Source organism: Natronomonas sp. CBA1123 (genome assembly GCF_009741925.1).
GTDB lineage: Archaea > Halobacteriota > Halobacteria > Halobacteriales > Haloarculaceae > Natronomonas.
Window position 1 is genome coordinate 31,979 of sequence record NZ_WPCC01000017.1, and the last position, 19,482, is coordinate 51,460.

Genomic DNA, 19,482 nt, shown 5'->3' on the forward strand with positions numbered 1-19,482 from the left:
GGCTCCTAAATCACTCGCTCGTACTCCAGCTCGCGGGCGACCGAGTCGGCGACCGACTCCCCGCACTCTCGGGCGACGATGTGGAGGGCGAGGTCGAACCCCGAGGTGATGCCGCCGGCCGTGAGCACGTCGCCGTCGTCGACGACGCGGTCCTCGACGACATCGGCGCCCAGTTCTCGGAGGTCTTCGAGTGCGGTGTGGTGTGTCGTCGCCGGACGACCATCCAGCAGTCCGGCCTTCGCGAGCAGCAACGCGCCGGTACACACCGACGCGACGGCCGTTCCCTCGGTGTGATACTGGGCGAGGCGGTCGGGAATCTCGCCGCGGTCGTACTCGACGCGAACGCCGGGGCCGTCGTCGTTCCACCCGCCACCAGGGACGAGAAGGAGGTCCACGTCGGTGCCGTCGAGCGTCCCGTCCGGTTCGACTCGCATGCCGCTTCGGGCGACGATTCGCTCGGTCGGCTCCAGCGTGACCAACTCCGCCGAGAGGTCCCCACCGTACCGCCCCGCGAGCTGGAACACCTCGTACGGACCGACCGCGTCGAGTTCATCGAACCCCTCGAAGAGAACGATAGCGACGTTCATGCCCCACGATTCGGCCGGAACAAGCATGAGAGTATGGGCGGCCGTCAAAACGTCGATAAAGTGTATAGTACGATATCAAATCCGATACGTTGCGACAGAAGTCGAGCACGTGAGGCCGACGAAAAGAGCCCGAGTCCTCCGGAATTGGAGGAATTCACCATCTCGGTGTTCTCGGAACGCCATCGTCGAGAATTCCACGGACTGTTCGGAAGACACTCCCGGACGCACGAGGTGGACATGAGTTCGAACGGGTTTCGAAACCGATAATCGACGACCACGCACCGGTCGCAATTTCGTGTCTGGATAGCAACGTGGGTGCCCGCGGTCGGAGCTTCGGGAAGAGACGGGACAACTCGCAGGGGGGAACCAACAGGACGGAATCCCGAAATACGATACAGACGTTGGGATACCGATTGTCACCGCGACATCTAGTTACCTCACGGCGACCCCTGGCCTGCGAGGGCGTGGCCATACCAACTGCCTCGGTCGGCGAAGTCGACTCCTCGAACAGCATCGCGGACCTTCCGGCGGTAGTCGGTCACTACAACCCGAGAACCCTGGAACCCGCCGAGTACTGAGAGTGCCCGTCGACCGTCGCGCGCAGTGGGTTCTGCCCGGGGCCTGACCGGCTACTGCCCGTTTCGGTCGCCCATAGACGCTGTCGCGGCCGATTTTCACGCCTCGCTTTGTGGCGACCCAACCACATTTTGTATCGTGATATGTAGTTTATTACCTCCTGAGTCGCACGCGAGGCGCTTTTGAGTGTCCGGCCGCTACAGGAAGCGAGATGGTCCAGAACGTCGCCGCGCAGATGGCCGAGTTGGAGCCCGAGGACTTCCACCTGCTGTCGGGGCTCGAACACGGGATGCGCTTTTCGCGGTGGGTCGCAGTCGAGAAGCTCCCCGAGTTCTCACGGCTCGACGAGGAGGAAGTTACCTATCGCGTCGACCGCTGTATGGACCGGGGGCTGGTCGAGCGAAAGACCATCCAGTACACCGGCTACAGGCTCACGTTCGAGGGGTACGACGCGCTGGCACTGCGAACCTTCTCCGAGCGGGACACCATCGACGGCGTCGGCGCCCCCCTCGGCGTCGGCAAGGAAAGCGACGTGTACGAGGCACGGTCGTTCCAGCCGCTGGCGCTGAAGTACCACCGCGAGGGGTACACGAACTTCCGAGAAGTCCAGAAGGAACGGGAGTACACCGCCGACAACGAACACCGCTCGTGGCTCTACACCGCACGCAAGGCCGCCGAGCGAGAGTACGAAGCGTTGGAGACGCTGTACCCCGACGTTCGCGTGCCGCGGCCGGTCGACCAGAACCGCCACGCCATCGTCATGGAGAAACTCGGCGGCGTCGAGCTTTCGCGTGCGAAACTCGATTCCGGGCAGGTCGTCGGCGTCATCGATTTGATTTGCGAGGAAATGGCGGCGGCCTACGACGCCGGCTACGTCCACGCCGACATGAGCGAGTACAACGTCTTCGTCTCCAGCGAGGGTGTGACGATTTTCGATTGGCCCCAAGCGGTGCCGACCGAACACGAAAACAGCGAGGAACTGTTGAAACGGGACGTAGAGAATCTGCTGGGCTACTTCGAGCAGAAATACCCGAACGAGACACCCGAGGTCGACCGCTCGGCGCTGGCGGCGGCGCTCGCCGAAGATAGTTTCGAGACTGTGCGCGAATTCGCCTGAATTCGAAGGTACGGGGCGTTTTACGCGGTGTTGTGTGTTCAGTAGCGTCCAGCCCGCCGGTGCAGTGATAAACCACTATTGACGATATCAAATCCGATATTTCACGGAGGTTGCGACCACCATCCCGAGTGCAGAGGCGGCCTGAAACAGGTGCGAACGTCCGAAGCGACATCTTCGAGCCGTCTGGGGGCTGTATCGGCCGACTGCTGTGGAAGGCGTTTCGAAGCCCTTAACCACGACGCTGTGGAAATTCGGATAACTCGCTGGACGACGGGCACCAGCGGGCACCTGTCTACGCAGGTCGGGATGTGATTCCCCTCGCGGGTGGCCGCGGCGGGAATTGAACCACGCAACGCCCGTGGTGAACACATATGGCACGAAGCTTCTACTCGCATATCCGAGAGGCGTGGAAAACGCCGAAGGAAGGAAAGCTCGCGGAACTACAGTGGCAGCGCCAACAGGACTGGCGCGACCAGGGCGCAATCGAACGTGTCGAACGACCGACCCGCCTCGACCGAGCTCGCTCGCTCGGCTACAAGGCCAAACAGGGCGTCGTCGTCGCCCGGGTGTCGGTCCGGAAGGGCAGCGCCCGCAAACAGCGCTTCAAGGCCGGCCGTCGCTCGAAGCGACAGGGTGTCAACAAGATTACCCGCCGGAAGAACCTCCAACGCATCGCCGAGGAGCGCTCGAGTCGACGCTACCGGAACCTCCGTGTGCTGAACTCCTACTGGGTCGGTGAGGACGGCTCCCAGAAGTGGTTCGAAGTCATCCTGCTGGACCCCGAACACGGTGCGATTCAGAACGACGACGACCTGAACTGGATTTGCGACGACAGCCACAAAGGTCGGGCCTACCGAGGCCGCACCTCCGCCGGCCAGCGCGGCCGCGGCCAGCAGAACCGCGGCACCGGTGCCGAGAAGGTGCGCCCGAGCATCCGCGCCAACGACAAGCGCGGCAAGTAACGACACCGGTTTCGACCCGTTCTTTCGACCGTTCTCACCCGTCGAGTGACGCCTTCGAGTACACTCTCTCGGCGCCACTCTGCGATAGCCGTCACACACCTCAACCCACAGTATTCTTCCGAGGGCGAGACACGGCTGGTGAGGTTTTATCATTCCAGCCGGTCGATGACAATTCATGGCACGGAAGCAACTGACGGACAACACGGAGGTCGAAAAACAGTGAGCGGCGCGACGTTCGAGCTATACGAGGATGAAGCGGGCCAGTACCGCTGGCGGCTCGTTCACGACAACGGGAATATCATCGCCGACTCCGGCGAGGGTTACGCCAGCCCACAGAAAGCCAAACAGGGCATCGAGAGCGTCAAACGGAACGCACCGGACGCGGACATCGAACGGAAGTGAACCGATGAGCAAGGCACCATCCGAACTCGACGAGACTGCCGAGAAGCCACAGTAATCCCGAATGGTCAGCGTCGACGCCCTCGTCGTCTTCGGGCTGATAGCGGTCGCACTCGCCTTCTTCGTCACCGAGACGCTTCCGACCGACATCACCGCCATCGGCGTCCTCGTCTCGTTGGTCGTTCTCGAACCGTACACGGGCGTCGACACGGTCGCCGCACTGCAGGGATTCGCCAGTCCCGCGACGATAACCATCGTCGCGATGTACGTCCTCAGTGCCGGCGTCGAGAAGACGGGGCTCGTCGACCGCCTCGGTCTCGCGTTGGGACGGCTCACCGGCGGCGACGAACGACAGTTGCTCGGTGCGACCATCGGCACGACCGGCCTCACCGCCGGGTTCATCAACAACACGCCCGTGGTCGCGGTGTTCATCCCGATGATATCGGGACTGGCCGAGCGCGCGGGCGTCTCGCCGTCGAAGTTGCTGTTGCCGCTGTCGTACGCCGCGATGTTGGGCGGGACGTTGACGCTCGTCGGGACCGCGACGAACCTGCTGGCCAGCGACGTGGCCAGACGGCGCCTCGGTGAGCCGCTTTCGATGTTCGAGTTCACGCCCGTCGGCATCATCGTCTTCCTCGTCGGCGCGGCATACCTGCTGACCGTCGGCTACCGCCTGACGCCCGCACGGATACCCGTCAGCGGCGACCTCACGGAAACGTACGACCTCGAAGACCACCTCTCGCGGCTCCGAGTGCGGGCGGCGTCGCCGCTGGTCGGCCAACCGGTCACCGAGGCGTTCGCCGACGCCGAGGCAGACGTGACCGCCGTCCAGCTGATTCGGGACGACGAAACCGCGAGCGACAACCGGACCATCGAAGCCGACGACGAACTCGTCGTCCGGGGGACGCTGCAGGCGACCAACGCCGTCGCCGAGCGCCTCGACCTCCGGCAACTCCACCGCGAGACAGTGACCAGCGCGGACCTCTCGGCGTCGACGGAAGCGATTATCGCCGAACTGGTCGTCCCTGCCGAGGCCCGCGCTCGCGGGAAATCCGTCGCGGAACTCCAGTTGGGCGACCGCTACGCCGCGACGGTGCTGGCAGTCCGTCGCGGAAGCGAGACGTTCCGGTCGGGACTCGACGAGGTGACGCTGTCGGCCGGCGACACCCTCTTCGTCCGGACGACCGAGGCGGGACTCGAACACCTCGAAGACGCCGAGGGATTGCTCGCGACCGACGTCGACGACGCCGAACCGGGGACGAAACCGCTGAAAACCCCGCCGCTGTCCCCGAAGACACCCATCGTCGTGGCGACGCTGGCCGCCGTCGTCGCCGTCGCCGCGCTCGGCTACTACCCAATCGTCATCACGGCACTGGCGGGCATCGTCGCGTTGGTCGCGACGGGGTGTCTCCGGCCCTCGGAGGCCTACGACGCCGTCTCCTGGAACGTCGTGTTCCTGTTGGCGGGCGTCATCCCGCTGGGGGCGGCGCTGCGGAACACCGGCGGCGATGCACTCGTCGCCAGCGCCATCGTCGAGAGCGCGACGCTACTGCCGCTCTTCGCCGTCGTGGTCGTCGTCTACCTGCTGACGGGGCTGTTGGCGAACCTCATCACGCCGGTGGCGAGCATCGTCCTGTTGTTGCCCGTCGCCGTCGACGCCGCCGCCCGCATCGGTGCGAGTCGCTACGCCTTCCTGCTCGCGACGATGTTCGCCGCCTCGACGGCCTTCATGACGCCCGTCGGCTACCAGACGAACCTGATGGTGTACGGCCCCGGCGGCTACCGCTTCACCGACTTCCTTCGGGTGGGCGCGCCGCTGCAGTTGTTGTTGTCGGTCGTCACCGCCGCTGCCATCGCGGTCGTCTTCGGCCTCCGGCCGGCCTGACGCGACCGGACCCGACGGTTCAAATCGGATGCCGCGGCCACGGCGCCCATGGGCCACCGAACGCTCGTCGCCTACGACCGCGACGGCTACGACCTCCACGAGGCACACTGGGGTGCCGACCCCGAGCGAATCACCCCGGAGACACCCTTCGGCGGGCCGCCAGACGACGACTGGGCGCAGGCCGCCGCGACGGACCTCATCGACCCCGGCCGAATCGAAGGCGGGGAGTTGACCGAACGCCGTCGGACCGCAATCGACTCCGACCCAATCGCGACGGGCCTGTCCTTTGCGAACGTGTGTGACCGCATCGACCCGGTCGAACACGAGGCGCTGTACGTCGTATCGAGCGATTTCTCGGTTCGAACCTACCTCGTCTTCGCGCTCCGACGGCCGGACGACGAGGGGTGTCGGACGAGCGCCGCCCTCGTCGGCTACGACGGCGAGAGCGACGCCACCTACCTCCGCGGGTGGCTCGCCGGCGCCCGCGCGCTCCGGGATGTCGACACGGTCGTGGGCGCGCTCCGGTGGCTCGACCCCGAGCGCGGGACGGTGGTGTATCTCGACGACGAGCGCGGCGTTTAAGCGCGAGAGGGCGCTACCCCGTGGCGTGAGAGACGACGAGGCCGTCGAAGCGACCCACCCGACCGACGGCGTTCGAACCCGCGTGAACCCGACGGCTTCGGAGGCCGCCGAACTCGCCAGCGACGGCGTCGACCGCGGCGCCCTCGTCACGCTGTTCGGGCGCTGTACCGTCGACTACGAGGGCCGTGCCGCCTCGGAGTTGGGGTTGGGCGACCGTCACGTCATGCTGAAGCCCGACGGCGCCGCCTTGGTCCACACCGACGAGGGGCAACAGCCAGTCAACTGGCAACCCCCGGGGTGTGAGCACGACTGTCGAATCGACGACCAACACCTCGTCGTCGAGAGCCACCGCAGTTCGCCCGAGGAATCCCTCGTCATCCGCTTTTCGTCGGTCGCCCACGCCGCCGCCTTCGCCGCCGACGACCCCGAATCGCTCGACGTGGTCGGTACCGAGGCCGACCTCAAAGAGCGAATTCTGTCCTCGCCGGAACTGGTCGAGTCAGGGTTCAGACCGCTGGCGACCGAACGCGAGACGCCGGCCGGCGCCGTCGACATCTACGGCGAGGACCGCGACGGTCGAACCGTCGTCTTGGAGTTGAAACGGCGGCGTGTCGGCCCCGACGCGGTGGGACAACTCTCCCGCTACGTCGAGGCGCTGCAGCGGGACCTCCACGCCGACGCCGACGTTCGGGGTATCCTCGTCGCCCCCTCCGTCACCGAACGCGCCGAGGCACTGCTCGCCGAGAAGGGGTTAGAGTTCGTCTCGCTGACGCCGCAGGGCAAGTAGTGCGGCGATAGCTGTCACGACTGACTGCCGGGAACGGTGAGCCAAAGCGTGGAGTCACGGCCGAACCGGCAACGACGGGAAGTACGTCCCGTAGAACCCCGAATCGAAGGATATCAGGGCATCCGCATCGGCCAAGGCGTGGGCACCGATAATGAAATCCGCAGCGATGTGCTGTCGCGGGGTGAGCGGTTCTCCACAGGACGCACAGGTCACGGTTCGCTCTTCGCCACACGACGGACAGGAGAGGCCGTCCGGTCGACGGTCGAGGTACTCACGGAACGCCTCACCGGCACGGAACGTCGCCTCGTGGGACGGCGCTTCGAACCGAATACTGAAATCCGAGAGGAACTCGTCGAGTGCCGTCTCGGTGTCGAAGTGACCGTCGGCCGCGAGTTCGGCGTAGACGACCGGCGTAATGACGAGCGGTCCTTCGCGGTAGGAATCCCGGAGCGCCGCCTCGCTATCGTCGGCGTAGTCGTCGTCGTACAGCAGCGCCAACAGCGCGTTCGTATCGACCCCCGTCGTCACGGCTCGGCCGCCCCCTCGTCGTCGCTACCCCGCGGGAACTCACCACGAAGTCGACGCATTCGCTCGGGCATCGTTCCACCTTCGGCGCTCCCGCGGTGTTTCTCGAAGGGGTCATCACCCTCCGCCGTCGTCGGGGCCTCCTTTCGAATCTCGTAGCCGGACCCGGTATCGACGAACGACACCTCATCGCCCGGCTCGATGCCGAGTTCCTCGCGTATCGGCTTCGGTATCGTCACCTGTCCCTTCGTCGTGACCCGGGGCATAGTACGATTTTTAGAGTAATACTAAATAAGTATTACCTTCACTCCACCCGCTTCTGCAACCGCGACAGCAGGTTGAGCGCCTCCAGCGGCGTCGTATCCGCGAGGTCGACCGCCCGGAGTTCCGCCAGGAGCTCTTCGGGGAGTTCGCCGCCGTCGGTCGAGGCGTCTGCGGTGGGGGGCGTTCGACCCGAAACGGGGGTGTCTTCCGGCTCGGCGACGGCCCCCGTTTCCTCGGCCAACAGCGCCGCGGCTCGCTCGACGACGGGGTCGGGGACGCCCGCGGTTTCGGCGACCTCGACGCCGTAGGAGGCCGTCGCCGCACCCGCACGGAGGTCGTGTTCGAAGGCGACGCCGTCGGGCGTCCGGTCGGCCGAGAAGTGGTAGTTGCGCGCCCGCGACAACTCGGCGGCAACCTCGGTCAGTTCGTGGTGATGCGTCGCAAACAGGGTGTAGGCACCCACCTCGTCGTGGAGGTACTCTGTGGCTGCCTGGGCGATAGCGTAGCCGTCGGTCGTCGAGGTGCCGCGGCCCACCTCATCGAGGACGACCAGCGAATCCTCGCTGGCCTCCTCGAGGATGGCGGCCAACTCCGTCATCTCGACCATGAACGTCGAGCGGCCACCGGCGATGTCGTCGGAGGCCCCGACGCGGGTGAACACCCGGTCGACGATGGGCACCTCGGCGCTGCGAGCGGGGACGAAACTGCCGACCTGTGCCAACACACAGAGGAGCGCCACCTGCCGCATGTACGTCGATTTGCCCGACATGTTCGGCCCGGTGATGACGGCCATCGGCCGCTCTCGGGGCAGTTCGGTCGGATTGGGGACGAACGCCTCCTCGGTGCGCTCGACGACGGGGTGGCGGCCGCCGTCGACGAAGACGCCGTCGGCGCCGACCGTCGGCCGCGAGTAGTCGTACTGGGCGGCGACCGTCGACAGCGAACACAGCGCGTCGAGTTCCGCGACGGCGCTGGCGGTCTCCTGTATCCGTTCGGTCGCCTCGGCCACCTCGCTGCGAACCTCCCGAAAGAGGTCGTACTCGCGTTCGTCGGCGCGGGCCTCGGCGTGGACGATTTCGTCCTCCCGCTGTTTCAACTCGGGCGTGACGAACCGCTCGGAGTTCTTCAGCGTCTGTCGGCGCTGGTAGTCGTCGGGCACGCTATCGAGGTTCGGGTTCGTCACCTCGATGTAGTAGCCGTGAACGGAGTTGTGCCCGACGCTGAGCGAGTCGATGCCCGTCCGCTCGCGCTCGTCGGCCTCGAGGTCGTCTATCCACGCCTTCCCCTCGCGTTCGGTCGCCCGGAGGTCGTCCAACGTCTCGTCGTACCCCTCGCGGATGACGCCGCCCTCGGTGATTTCGATGGGCGGCGACTCCGCGATGGCGCGGTCGACGAGGTCCCGAACGTCGGGGCAGTCGTCGAGACGCGCCTCGATATCGGCGAGTTTCGCGCTGTCGGCGGTCGCCTCGGCGATACACTCCCGGAGGTCGGGCACGACCGACAGCGTCGCCTCCAGGGCCCGCAAATCTCGGGCGTCCGCCCGACCGCGAGAGACACGGGCGACCAGTCGTTCGAGGTCGTAGGTCTCGGCGAGCAACTCGCTTGCGCGCTCTCGCTCGCCGACGCGGGAGAGGAGCGCCTCGACGCCGTCGAGGCGGTCGTCGATGCGGTCTTCGTCCAACAGCGGCCGACGGAGCCAATCGCGGAGTTTCCGGCCGCCCAGCGCGCTCGCGGTCTCGTCGAGGGTCTCCACGAGCGCCGACCCCTCCAGTCCGTGGACGTGCCTCGGTTCGAACACCTCCAGCGAGCGCAGCGCCACCGCGTCCAACAGCATGTACTCCCGTGGGTCGTAGCGCGTGAGGTGGTTGATGTAGTCGAGTTCCTCGAGGTCGCCGTCGGTACTCACGCCGCGGGCGTACTCGGCGTAGGCCAACAGCGCCCCGCAGGCCCGAACTTCCGCCTCGGAGGCCAGCGACGTCGACCCGAAGTACGACTCGACTTTCTCGCGGGCGGTGGCGGGGTCGAACGCCGAGCGCTCGTAGGGCGTCACCATACACCCCGAGTCGAAGGGGTCGGTCGGCGCCTCGGGGCCGACGACAGCTTCGGCGGGGTCGAACCGCTCGAGTTCGTCCTCGACGGCCTCAAGACGGTCGAGCTGTGTCGCGAAGAAATCGCCCGTCGACACGTCGAGTAGGGCGAGACCGTACCCCTCGGTCAGGCAGGCGACGAAGTTGTTGTCGGCGTCGGCGAGCAGTTCGGTTTCCGTCAGCGTTCCCGGCGTCACCACCCGGGTCACGGCGCGGTCGACCAGCCCCGAGGTCTCCTCGGGTTCCTGGACCTGGTCGGCGACGGCGACGCGGTAGCCGGCCTCCAGCAGCGTCTCGATGTAGGACTCCGCCGAATCGATGGGGATGCCGGCCATCGGGTAGGTACCCGTCGAGTCCTCGCGTTGGGTGAGCGTGATTTCGAGGATGCGGGCGGTCGCCTCGGCGGCCTCACAGAACGTCTCGTAGAAGTCCCCGACCTGAAAGAGCACGAGCGCGTCGTCGTAGCGCTCACACAGCTCGAAGTACTGCGACAGCATCGGCGTCAACTCCTCGGCCTTCTCGGCCATCGCGGGCGGCGGCCCCAGCGCCTCGTCCATGTAGCGGGCAAGCGCCTCGTCGGTCAAATACTCACCGACCTCCGGGGCGACCGACGGCCCCGAGGCGGGCCGAAGGGCGGGCAAAAAAGCAATACGAACGGTATGTGTAAATAGACATCACGAACCATGACAAAGAGTAGCAAAGGGCCGAAACCGACACGGGAGGACGGCAGCCCCGGACAGGCGGAGAGCGTCGTCGAGGTCGAGTTCACGCTACACGATTCGAAGTACCCGTTCGTCGGCGCCTCCGAGAGCGAGGCCTGTAGGGTCGAACTCGCCGATATGGTCCCTCGACCCGACGGGCGGTACGCGGAGTTCTTCAACGTCGTTGGGGTCGCTCCCGACCGGATAGCCGCTCTCGGCGCCGACTACGACACCGTCGAGGTGTCCGTCCTCCGGGAGTCGGAGCGCGGCGGCCTGCTGGAGTTCCTCGTCTCCGGCGACTGTCCGGCCTTCAGCCTCGCCGAACGCGGCGCACTTCCCCGGGAGGTCGTCGGCGTCGACGGGGCGGGCCGAATCGTCGCCGAAATCCCGCCCCAGCGCGACCCGGCGGCGGTCGTCGGCGCATTTCTCGAGGAGAACCCCGACGCGGAACTCGCCGCCAAGCGGGAGGTCGACGGCGTCACGCCGATGTTCACCCGCTCGGCGGCCCCGCAACTGCTCGAGACACACCTCACGGACAGACAGCGCGAAGTGCTTCGGGCCGCCTTCGAGGCGGGCTACTACGAGTGGCCGCGGGAGAGTACGGGCAAAGAGGTCGCCGAGGCCCTCGGAATCACGTCGGCGACGTTCTCGGAGCACATCCACGCCGCCGAGCGCCACCTCCTCACCGTCCTGCTGGATGGGGCGCGCTGACCGCCGAAGCGGGTTTCAGAGGGGCCAGGGGTGGGGTACCGATGGCCGTCTCACCGCCGGGAGACGACGGTCCGTCCGTCGGCGTAGACGGTCACGTGACACTCCTCGTACCGAAACGAGACGCTGGTCGAGGGGTATCGGCTGGCCGCTCCGGAACTCGGGTCGAAGATTCGGTCGAGCGCATCGGTGTCGATTACCTCGGCGAGCGGTCGGAGTTGTTCTACTGGCGTCTCCGTCGCTGCCGCGACGGTCACGGCGACGCTGAGAGACGGCGTCTCACCGTCCGTCCAGTTCGAGCGACTGTTGTACGTTCCCGTATCGGAGTCGTACGTCACCGCTTCGCGGAGTTCGTCGGCGTCTTCGTTGGAGTCGTTCAATTGTACCATGGGGTGTCACCATCGCCGCGACCGTCCAGTAGACGACGACGCCCCACGGGCTTATTCGCTGGCCCTACACCTCAAGGGAGGTCGGAGCGGGGCGTCCACGGAGACCCGACAGCCACGAGTTATTTATCGCCGCCACGGAACGACCACGCATGGCCGACGACGACGACCAGCGACCGCTCATCGACCCTAAACTGTTCGCCCCCAGCGAGTTCATCGGAGAGGACATGGACCACAACGTCGACGTGACGGGCAACACCACCATCGACGTCGAACACGACATCGACCTCGACCTCCCGGTCCGACGCATCGAGTTGGGCGTCGTCGCCTTCGCCGTCCTGGTCGTCGGTCTCGGCACGCAGACGGCGGTCGGTCCGACGGTGCAGGTGGCCGGCGCCCTCGGTGTCGTGTTGGTCGTCGACCTCCTCCTCCGACTGCTCGGGCGGTAACTCGCAGGCGCCCCGAAAGTAGCTTTTATCCCCGAACCGCCACACTGCCACGGTATGGACGCCCGCCGAGAGGTTTGGCGCATCTACCGAGAGTCCATCGGCATTCTCGGCGTCAGCCTCCTCGGCGGCCTCTTCGCCGGATTAGTGCTGGGTAGCGACGCGATGCGGGCCGGATTCGCCGACTTTCCGGGGTTGCTGTTGCTGTTGCCCGCGTTTCTCGCCACCCGTGGCAACGTCTACGGCGCCTTCGGCGCCCGCATCTCCTCGGGGCTCCACCAGGGGCTCATCGACCCCGAATTCGAGTTCGACGAACGCCTGGTGAACGCCGTCGTCGCATCCTTCGTCAACGGCATCGGCGTCTCGGTGCTCATCGGCTTCCTCTCGTGGGGGATTCTCCGGGCGCTCGAACGGGAATCCGCCCGCCTCGTGGAGTTGGTCGGCATCACCTTCATCGCCGGCGTGCTCACCTCAATCGTTCTCGTCTTCGGTCTGCTTGTTTTGGTCTTCGGGAGTTACGAATCCGGCTACGACCCCGACAACCTCATCGGCCCCATCGTGACGATGCTCGGTGACGTCTTCGGCGTCGTGTTCCTCTACGTCGCCATCGTCGTCGTTGGGGTGGTGCTGTGAGCGACGACCTCGGAACGTGGCGGTTCCGAACCATCGTCGCCACGATGTTTCCGATTTTAATCACGCTGTCGGTACTGGAGATGGGGTCGGGATACGTACTGGAATCGCTGGAGTCGACGTATCTCGACAACCCGACGCTGCTGATTCTCGTCCCCGTGATGATAGGGATGGGCGGCAACCTCGGCGCGATTCTCTCCTCGCGGCTCTCGACCCGACTCCACCTCGGGACCCTGGAGTTCTCCCCGCGAGACGAGCAGTTGTGGACGAGCATCGCCGCCATCATGCTGTTGGCGGTGACGGTGTTCAGCGCCCTCGGCGTCGCGGCGTGGGGACTCGGCCGACTCGTCGCCGAGCCGATGGCGCTGGCCGACCTGCTCGTCATCTCGGTCGGGAGCGGGATGCTGTTGGCCATCTTCGCGGTCGTCCTCTCGGTCGCCGCGACGTACGTGTCCTACCAGCAGGGACTGGACCCCGACGACACGACGATTCCGGTCGTCACGAACGTCTGTGACATCCTCGGCGTGGTCGTCCTCTCGGCGGTCGCCATCGCGGTGCTGTAAGGCCGTTTTTCCACCTATCTAAAACTTCGTCGCGTTCGGATAAGCGAGTGAACCGAAAACGGCGTAGGTAATCGGCCCAAAGGGAAGACGAATGCTGGCTGTGGAACCAATGCCGGACGGAGAGACAGCCGACAGATGAGCGAGCCGTTCGTTCCGGTCACCCCATCGATGACGGCTTACGTCGTCGTTTTCGGACTCGCCGCGGTGGCGTGTTTCGCCAGCCTCCGCCGGGCGAGACGCATCGACGACCCCGACACCCGGCGAGGGCTGGAGGGGTTCCTCCTGTTGAGCGGTGGGTGGGCAGCCGCACACGTCGCCTACCTGCTTGCACCGTCACCGAACCTCAGTCTCGCGGCGTATCTCGTCGGCCTCGTGGTCGGCTTCGCTGCCGTCGGCGCGTGGCTGTACTTCTGTTCGGCCTACACTGGCCGGAGCCTCCATCAGGACGCGACGTACAGACGGGCCGCCATCGTCGTCTTCCTCCTCGTCGTCGGCCTGAAAGTCACCAACCCGATACACGGTCTCTACTTCACCGCCACGCCGACGGCGTCGCCGTTTCCCCATCTGGCCGTCGAACACTCGCTTCTGCACTGGCTAGCGATGGGGTTGGCCTACGCGCTCAGCGCGGTCGGCTTCTTCATGCTGTTCGAGCTGTTCACGCAGGTCGGCCAGGACACGCGACCGCTGACGGCGCTTGTCGGCCTCACGGGAGTGCCGTTGGTCCTCGATATCGCCGGTACGGCCAGCCCGCAGTTCATCGACATGACGTACGAACCGATTGGCGTCGCTCTGTTTGCGGTTGGGACGCTGTTTCTCTTCTTCGAGCGATTCCAGACCATCCGGTTGGCCGGCAACATCGACGACCCGGTAATCTTCCTCGATGAGGACGACGAGATACGCGACAGCAACGCCCCCGCCCGGCGGCTGTTCCCGGAACTCGAAGACGCGAAGGGGGAGTCACTCAAGTCGACGCTTCCGGCCGTCGGCGACCTGTTGGTCTCCGACGAGAGCGTCCTCGAGTTGGCAGGTGACGGCGAGTTGCGATACTTCATGGTGGCGACGAACCCGTTCACGTTCGGCAACACCCGCGTCGGTCGGGTGTTGTTGTTCACCGACGTGACCCAGACCGAGCGGTACCGTCGGGAAGTCGAACGGCAGAACGAACGCCTCGGGCGGTTTGCGAGCGTCGTCTCCCACGACCTCCGGAACCCCCTGTCGGTCGCCCGTGGCCGCATCGAGTTGGAGCGCGAAGCGCGGGCCAACAGAAGCGAGAACCTCACTGCGGCCGCCGACGCCTTAGACCGAATGGAGCGGCTCATCGAGGACGTGTTGGCGCTGGCACGGGCCGGCGACGACATCGACGAACGCCAACCAGTGTCGCTGTCGTCGATGGCCGAGCGAGCGTGGGAAACTGTCGACGCCGATGGCGGCGACCTCCGAATCGAGAACGACGTGACGGTCGAAGCCGACCCCGAGCGACTCCGGCAAGCACTGGAGAACATCTTTCGGAACAGTACGGACCACGGCGGTGCGGACGTGGTAATCACGGTTGGGGGTCTCGACGACGGACAGGGCTTCTACGTCGAAGACGACGGGCCCGGAATCCCACCGGAACTCCGCGAGCAAATCTTCGAGTGGGGTGTCTCCGGGGAGGGTGGGTCCGGCCTCGGACTCGCCATCGTCGAAACCATCGTCGAGGGCCACGGCTGGGAGATAACGGTCGAGGAGTCCGCCGAGGGCGGCGCTCGGTTCGAAGTGACGGGAGTTCGCTCCTGACCGCCCTCAGGCCGCCAGTTCCTCGAACTCACCCGACGACGTCCGGGTCCCTTTGGCGATGATGACGTCGCCGGCTCGGAGCGTCGCGTCCGCGTCGGGAGCGAGCATCCAGTCCTCCCCGCGCCGGATGGCGAGGACGTTCATCCCGAGTTCCGCCGCCGGGACACCGTCGGCGACCCGTTCGCCGTCGAGAGCGCTGTCCTCTCCGACGACGACGCGGGTGAGTATCTCGTCGGATTCCTGGACTGCGAGTTCGACGACGGGGTGGACCGACAGCCCCCGGAGGACGCCCTCGCTGATGTCGAGGGCGGCGTCGCTGATGACTTCCGTCGAGACGCCGAGGTGGATGAGGCCGCGCAAGGCGACGGGGTCGTCGGCGTCGGCCGCCGCGCGCAACAGCCACGCCTCGAACCGCGAGCGGAGGGCGTCGACCTCGACTTCGAGGTTGCGGACTTCGGTGGCGAGGTCCTCGTTGTCGAAGAGGATGCTGCCGTAGGCGAGGTCGACTGCCAACTCCGAGAGGTTCTTCATCAGGACGATGGAGTCGACGGCGCGTTCGAGGTCGTCGACCTCCGAGTCGGGCGGTTCGGGGGCGTCGTACTCCTCGCCGGTCACCGCCTCGTACACCTCGCCGACGGTTCGTTCCGGCCCGCGCAGGATGAGGCGGTCCTCGGCGGTGATGGTCGTCTCCGGGCCGGGGTTGAGTATCCAGTCGTCGCCGCGGTGGATGGCGATGACGCGGACGCCCGTCTCGCTTTCGAGGTTGATGTCCAGAAGTGTCCGGTCGGCGTACGGCGAGTCCGCGACGAGGGTGCCGCGAACGAGCGTCTCGATGGCCTCCGGCAGCGCCGCCCGCATCGCCTCCGGCAGGCCGATGTCTTCGAGGACGATTTTGGCGATATCGCCGGCGGCGTCGCTGATTCGGTCGGCGCCCGCGGCGAGGCCCAGAACCGGCGCGAGTGCCTCCACTTCGTCGGGGTTGCGGGCCGCCATCATGAGGCTCATCCGGGCACGCAACTGCAGTACGTCCATCTTCTCTTCGAGGGCCAACACCTCGCGAGCGATGTCCTCGCTGCCGTGTAACACTGCCGAGTACGCGAGGTCGATGAGGAGTTCCGAGGTGTCTTTCATCTCGACCAACAGCTCCTTGACGCTGACCGGCTCGTACGCGACGGTCTTCGGCGACGACCCCTCGAAACCTGCCATACGGCGCAATACGGACGGGGCGACAAAAGGGTTGTTGCGCCGTCAGCGCGTTTTTACCCGTCGAGCACGAACGGACAGTGATGAGTGGGCCAACGAACCTCGAGGTGGACCTGCACGTCCACAGCGAGGCCTCATACGACGGCCACGAGCCGGTGGAGCTGATACTGGAACACGCCGCCGACATCGACCTCGACGCCGTGGTCATCACCGACCACGACGTCATCGGTGCCTCGCTCGAAGCGGCCGAGCGCGCCCGCGAGTACGGCCTCGTCGGCATTCCCGGCGCCGAAATCTCGACGGCCCACGGCCACCTGCTGGGCATCGGCATCGAGGAACTCCCCGAACGTGGCCGGCCGATGGGCGAAACCATCGAGGAGGTCCGCGAGTTGGGCGGCGTCGCCGTCGTTCCACACCCCTTCCAGCGCACCCGCCACGGCATCCGCAAGCGCCGACTGAAACGGCTCGACCCCGACGCTATCGAGACGTTCAACGCGTGGCTGTTCACCGGCTACCGGAACCGCCGTGCCCGGCGGTACGCCCGCCGCTACGGCTACCCGTCGGTCGGCGGCAGCGACGCCCACTCGCTGCTGACCGTCGGGCGCGCCTACACCGAAATCCGCGTCGACCAGCCCATCCCCGACATCGAGAGCGACGACGTGGTCGCGGCCATCCGGTCGGGCGACACCGCCATCCAAGGGCAACGAGCGTCGCTGAAACGTTCTACCGGCCACTACGCCAAGGCGGCCGGGCGAAAAACCGCGTGGGGAGCCAAAACCGCCGCCAAGAAGAGTTCCAACGGCGCGCAGTGGGCCGTGACGACCGCGATTCCCTTCCTGTGAGAGGCTGAGGAACGCTTTTGGTCGGCCGCCGAGAGGGGCGTGATATGGATTCACTCGCGACCCTCGGACCGCTGCTCGTGGTCGTCGGGGTGGCGGGGTACGTCGTCGGTATCGCCACCCCCTATCCGGGTCGGTCGTTCGCGCTGACGGCGCTGATGGTTGGAGTTACGCTGCTGGTAGTCCGACCCCCCTCGGCAGCGGGAGGGACGCAGTGACCGTCAGCGCCGTCGTCTACAGCGAGGCGGGCATCGAGGAGTACGACGACCTCGCGGCGGCGAAAGCCGCCGAGGGGACGACGTGGGTGCGAGTCCACGAGGCCGACGACGACGAAATTTCGGCCGTCGCCGACGCCTTCGACATCCATCGCCTCGCCATCGGCGACGTGGTCAACGAGGTGCGGCCGAAAACCGAGGAGTTCGCGGCGTACACGTTCGTCCTCGTCAAAACCGCGGAGTTGACCCGCGGGGAGACGACGTTCGAAGAGGAGATTCGCGAGGACCCCGTCGGGGTGTTCTTCGGCACCGACTGGGTACTCACGCTGGCGCCCCGTGACGACGACCCCATCGGTCGGGTGTGGAACGCCGTCGTCCGAGGCGACGAACGCCTCCTCCAGCGCGGCCCCGACTTCACCGCCTACCGAATCATCGACGTCGTCATCGACGAGTACTTCACGCTCTTGGACCGCATCGGCGACGGCATCGAGGCCATCGAGGAGGAGGTGCTTACGACGACGGATATCGAGGTACTGGAGGCAATCAACACGGTCCGACGGGACCTGCTGTCGTTTCGGAAACTGGCGTGGCCGACCCGGGAGGCGCTGTCGGTGCTGGCCCGCGGCGACCCCGACTACGTCGACGAGGCGACTGAGAAGTACTTTCGGGACGTCTACGACCACCTCGTCCACGTCGTCGACCTCGTCGAGACCTACCGCGACCTCGTCTCCGGCGCCCGCGATATCTACCTTAACACTCTCTCACAGTCCAGCAACGAGGTGATGAAGGTGCTGACGGTCATCGCGACGGTCTTCCTCCCGCTGACGTTCATCGCCGGTGTCTACGGGATGAACTTCAGTGGCGGCCCCTACAACATGCCGGAGTTGGGCTGGACGTTCGGCTATCCCGCGGTGATGCTCGGCATGGCGCTGGTCGGCCTCGTGATGGTGTGGGCGTTCCGCGAGCGCGGCTACGTCTGAGTTCGCGGCGAGCGTATTCCTCCTAATTTTTCAGGAGAGTTCGTACGTCAAACCGCAACACGGGAGTCGAATTATAACGCCGCTTTTTTATACTCATGTCCCCCACCGTCGCCAACTCCAGTGACCCGCTCGTTGTCCCAAGATTCAGTTGTCAAGCGATTTCTGAAGTATCAACACGTCCTCGTGTTCCTCGCGCCGGTCGTGTTCGTCGCGTTCGTCTTCACGATGGCGCCGACAGAAACCGCGAATCCGGGGGCCGACTACTGGCTCGAGTACTGGTGGCTGTTCCCGTTTTTCCTTCTGGGTGCTACCATCGTCAACACCGTCGGCATCAGCGGTGCGGCGCTGTTCGTGCCGTTTCTCATCTTCATCTTCCCGGTGTTCGCCTACCCGTTGGACGCCGAAACCATCGTCAAGGTCGGCCTCATCAGCGAGTCGTTCGGGCTCTCCAGTTCCGCCCTAGCGTTCATTTCGTACGGATTGGTCGACCGACGACTCGCCGCCTCACTCGTCGCCGGCGCGCTGCCGCTCGTCGTCGGCGGTGCCTTCCTGTCGTTTTTCATCCCCGAAGCGCTGTTCCAGTTCCTTCTGGCAGTGCTTCTGATACTGTCGTCGTACATCCTGTTCAAGGCCGACGTCGGCCACGAGGAGCCGGGCGCTGACGCCGGCCACGAGACGGCCGCCGACGGCGGCACAACCGGCACGCTCCCGAACGACGCGGCGAAACTCGGCCCCGCGGGCGTCACCACCAGCGACGAGGGCCACGTCACCCGCGTCGACCGCGACGGCAACGACTACCGCTACGACCGCGGCGGCTACCTCGAACGGTTCGGGGTCTACGGCTTCGGTGGCGTCTTTCAGGGGTTGGCCGGCTTCGGTATCGGCGAAATCGGTATCGTCTCGATGCTTCGGTCGTCGATTCCGGTCCGCGTCGCCATCGGCACCAACCACATCGTTGTCGCGACGACGGCAATCATCGCGTCGCTGACCCACGTCTTCGGCGGTGGGTTGGTCGGCGGCCACAACATGAACCTCGCGTTGACGCCGTGGAACATGGTCGTCTTCACTGTTCCGGCGACGGTGCTCGGCGGCCAAATCGCGCCCTACGTCGCCGCCGCCCTCGATACGGACACGCTGAAGCGCTTCGTCGCGTTCATCTTCGCCGTCATCGCAACCGCGCTGTTCGTTCTCGTCGGGCAGGCAGTGCTGTAGCCGCGGCCGCTCCCGCCGCGAGGCCCGGGCTTTTGTCCGTGGAACGCCCAGT

At 65.9% G+C, this 19,482-nt stretch carries 21 protein-coding genes; 15 read left to right on the forward strand and 6 right to left on the reverse strand.

Features of this window, described 5'->3' with window-relative positions:
• Positions 1-5 precede the first annotated feature (5 nt).
• Positions 6-587, reverse strand: a complete 582-nt coding sequence (locus GJ631_RS09530) for a DJ-1/PfpI family protein (RefSeq protein WP_156708928.1) — start codon at positions 585-587, stop codon at positions 6-8.
• Between the two features lie 787 nt (positions 588-1,374).
• Between GJ631_RS09530 and GJ631_RS09535 the strand changes: the two genes are divergently transcribed.
• The 6 genes from GJ631_RS09535 (at position 1,375) to nucS (ending at position 6,895) form a co-directional block, all read left to right on the forward strand.
• The gene (locus tag GJ631_RS09535; protein ID WP_156708929.1) at positions 1,375-2,280 is read left to right on the forward strand and encodes a serine/threonine-protein kinase RIO2; all 906 of its coding nucleotides are present in this window, start codon (positions 1,375-1,377) and stop codon (positions 2,278-2,280) included.
• A gap of 371 nt (positions 2,281-2,651) precedes the next feature.
• Entirely contained in the window at positions 2,652-3,242 is a 591-nt protein-coding gene (locus tag GJ631_RS09540) for a 50S ribosomal protein L15e (RefSeq protein ID WP_156708930.1), read from the forward strand.
• 219 nt (positions 3,243-3,461) lie between these two features.
• On the forward strand, positions 3,462-3,644 hold the full coding sequence (locus GJ631_RS09545; RefSeq protein ID WP_370518622.1) for an HVO_2922 family protein: 183 nt from the start codon (positions 3,462-3,464) through the stop codon (positions 3,642-3,644).
• A 61-nt stretch (positions 3,645-3,705) separates the two neighbouring features.
• On the forward strand, positions 3,706-5,526 hold the full coding sequence (locus tag GJ631_RS09550; RefSeq protein WP_156708932.1) for an SLC13 family permease: 1,821 nt from the start codon (positions 3,706-3,708) through the stop codon (positions 5,524-5,526).
• Between the two features lie 48 nt (positions 5,527-5,574).
• A complete protein-coding gene (locus GJ631_RS09555) occupies positions 5,575-6,108 on the forward strand; it encodes a DUF6735 family protein (protein ID WP_156708933.1) in 534 nt (177 codons plus the stop codon).
• 82 nt (positions 6,109-6,190) lie between these two features.
• A complete protein-coding gene (gene nucS / locus GJ631_RS09560) occupies positions 6,191-6,895 on the forward strand; it encodes an endonuclease NucS (protein WP_370518626.1) in 705 nt (234 codons plus the stop codon).
• 54 nt (positions 6,896-6,949) lie between these two features.
• Here nucS and GJ631_RS09565 read toward each other — a convergent pair whose 3' ends face one another.
• The 3 genes from GJ631_RS09565 to mutS are packed head-to-tail and all read right to left on the reverse strand — an operon-like array spanning position 6,950 to position 10,328.
• Positions 6,950-7,423 carry a PIN domain-containing protein gene (locus GJ631_RS09565; RefSeq protein WP_370518623.1) on the reverse strand — a complete coding sequence of 158 codons (474 nt, stop codon included), beginning with the start codon at positions 7,421-7,423 and terminating at the stop codon, positions 6,950-6,952.
• Positions 7,420-7,686 carry an AbrB/MazE/SpoVT family DNA-binding domain-containing protein gene (locus GJ631_RS09570; RefSeq protein ID WP_156708935.1) on the reverse strand — a complete coding sequence of 89 codons (267 nt, stop codon included), beginning with the start codon at positions 7,684-7,686 and terminating at the stop codon, positions 7,420-7,422. Before GJ631_RS09570 ends, GJ631_RS09565 begins: the two co-directional genes overlap by 4 nt.
• 38 nt (positions 7,687-7,724) lie before the next feature.
• A complete protein-coding gene (gene mutS, locus GJ631_RS09575; RefSeq protein WP_156708957.1) occupies positions 7,725-10,328 on the reverse strand; it encodes a DNA mismatch repair protein MutS in 2,604 nt (867 codons plus the stop codon).
• Positions 10,329-10,454: 126 nt separating this feature from the next.
• Between mutS and GJ631_RS09580 the strand changes: the two genes are divergently transcribed.
• Positions 10,455-11,183 carry a helix-turn-helix domain-containing protein gene (locus tag GJ631_RS09580; protein ID WP_156708936.1) on the forward strand — a complete coding sequence of 243 codons (729 nt, stop codon included), beginning with the start codon at positions 10,455-10,457 and terminating at the stop codon, positions 11,181-11,183.
• Positions 11,184-11,233: 50 nt separating this feature from the next.
• On the opposite strand, the gene GJ631_RS09585 is transcribed toward GJ631_RS09580, so the two are convergent.
• On the reverse strand, positions 11,234-11,569 hold the full coding sequence (locus GJ631_RS09585; RefSeq protein WP_156708937.1) for a HalOD1 output domain-containing protein: 336 nt from the start codon (positions 11,567-11,569) through the stop codon (positions 11,234-11,236).
• A gap of 149 nt (positions 11,570-11,718) precedes the next feature.
• Here GJ631_RS09585 and GJ631_RS09590 point away from each other — a divergent pair, with 149 nt between their 5' ends.
• The 4 genes from GJ631_RS09590 to GJ631_RS09605 all read left to right on the forward strand — a co-directional run bounded on the left by GJ631_RS09590 (position 11,719) and on the right by GJ631_RS09605 (position 14,981).
• Complete coding sequence (locus tag GJ631_RS09590; RefSeq protein ID WP_156708938.1) at positions 11,719-12,015, forward strand: hypothetical protein; 297 nt, start codon at positions 11,719-11,721, stop codon at positions 12,013-12,015.
• Positions 12,016-12,069: 54 nt separating this feature from the next.
• Positions 12,070-12,645, forward strand: a complete 576-nt coding sequence (locus GJ631_RS09595; protein WP_156708939.1) for a magnesium transporter — start codon at positions 12,070-12,072, stop codon at positions 12,643-12,645.
• Between the two features lie 44 nt (positions 12,646-12,689).
• A complete protein-coding gene (locus tag GJ631_RS09600; protein ID WP_156708958.1) occupies positions 12,690-13,205 on the forward strand; it encodes a magnesium transporter in 516 nt (171 codons plus the stop codon).
• 135 nt (positions 13,206-13,340) lie between these two features.
• On the forward strand, positions 13,341-14,981 hold the full coding sequence (locus GJ631_RS09605) for an ATP-binding protein (RefSeq protein WP_197424960.1): 1,641 nt from the start codon (positions 13,341-13,343) through the stop codon (positions 14,979-14,981).
• A 6-nt stretch (positions 14,982-14,987) separates the two neighbouring features.
• Here the strand turns inward: GJ631_RS09605 and GJ631_RS09610 are convergent, their stop codons facing one another.
• Positions 14,988-16,187, reverse strand: coding sequence for a potassium channel family protein (locus GJ631_RS09610; protein ID WP_156708940.1), 1,200 nt, complete (start codon positions 16,185-16,187; stop codon positions 14,988-14,990).
• Positions 16,188-16,267: 80 nt separating this feature from the next.
• Here GJ631_RS09610 and GJ631_RS09615 point away from each other — a divergent pair, with 80 nt between their 5' ends.
• From GJ631_RS09615 to GJ631_RS09625, 4 genes are all read left to right on the forward strand, one after another.
• Positions 16,268-17,026 (forward strand): PHP domain-containing protein, encoded by a 759-nt coding sequence (locus tag GJ631_RS09615; protein ID WP_156708941.1) that lies wholly within the window; start codon positions 16,268-16,270, stop codon positions 17,024-17,026.
• A gap of 44 nt (positions 17,027-17,070) precedes the next feature.
• Positions 17,071-17,241, forward strand: coding sequence for a hypothetical protein (locus GJ631_RS18560; protein WP_197424962.1), 171 nt, complete (start codon positions 17,071-17,073; stop codon positions 17,239-17,241).
• Positions 17,238-18,218 (forward strand): magnesium/cobalt transporter CorA, encoded by a 981-nt coding sequence (gene corA / locus GJ631_RS09620; protein ID WP_370518624.1) that lies wholly within the window; start codon positions 17,238-17,240, stop codon positions 18,216-18,218. The genes GJ631_RS18560 and corA overlap by 4 nt, the downstream gene beginning before the upstream one ends.
• A 120-nt stretch (positions 18,219-18,338) precedes the next feature.
• On the forward strand, positions 18,339-19,430 hold the full coding sequence (locus tag GJ631_RS09625) for a sulfite exporter TauE/SafE family protein (protein ID WP_370518625.1): 1,092 nt from the start codon (positions 18,339-18,341) through the stop codon (positions 19,428-19,430).
• Positions 19,431-19,482: the final 52 nt, after the last annotated feature.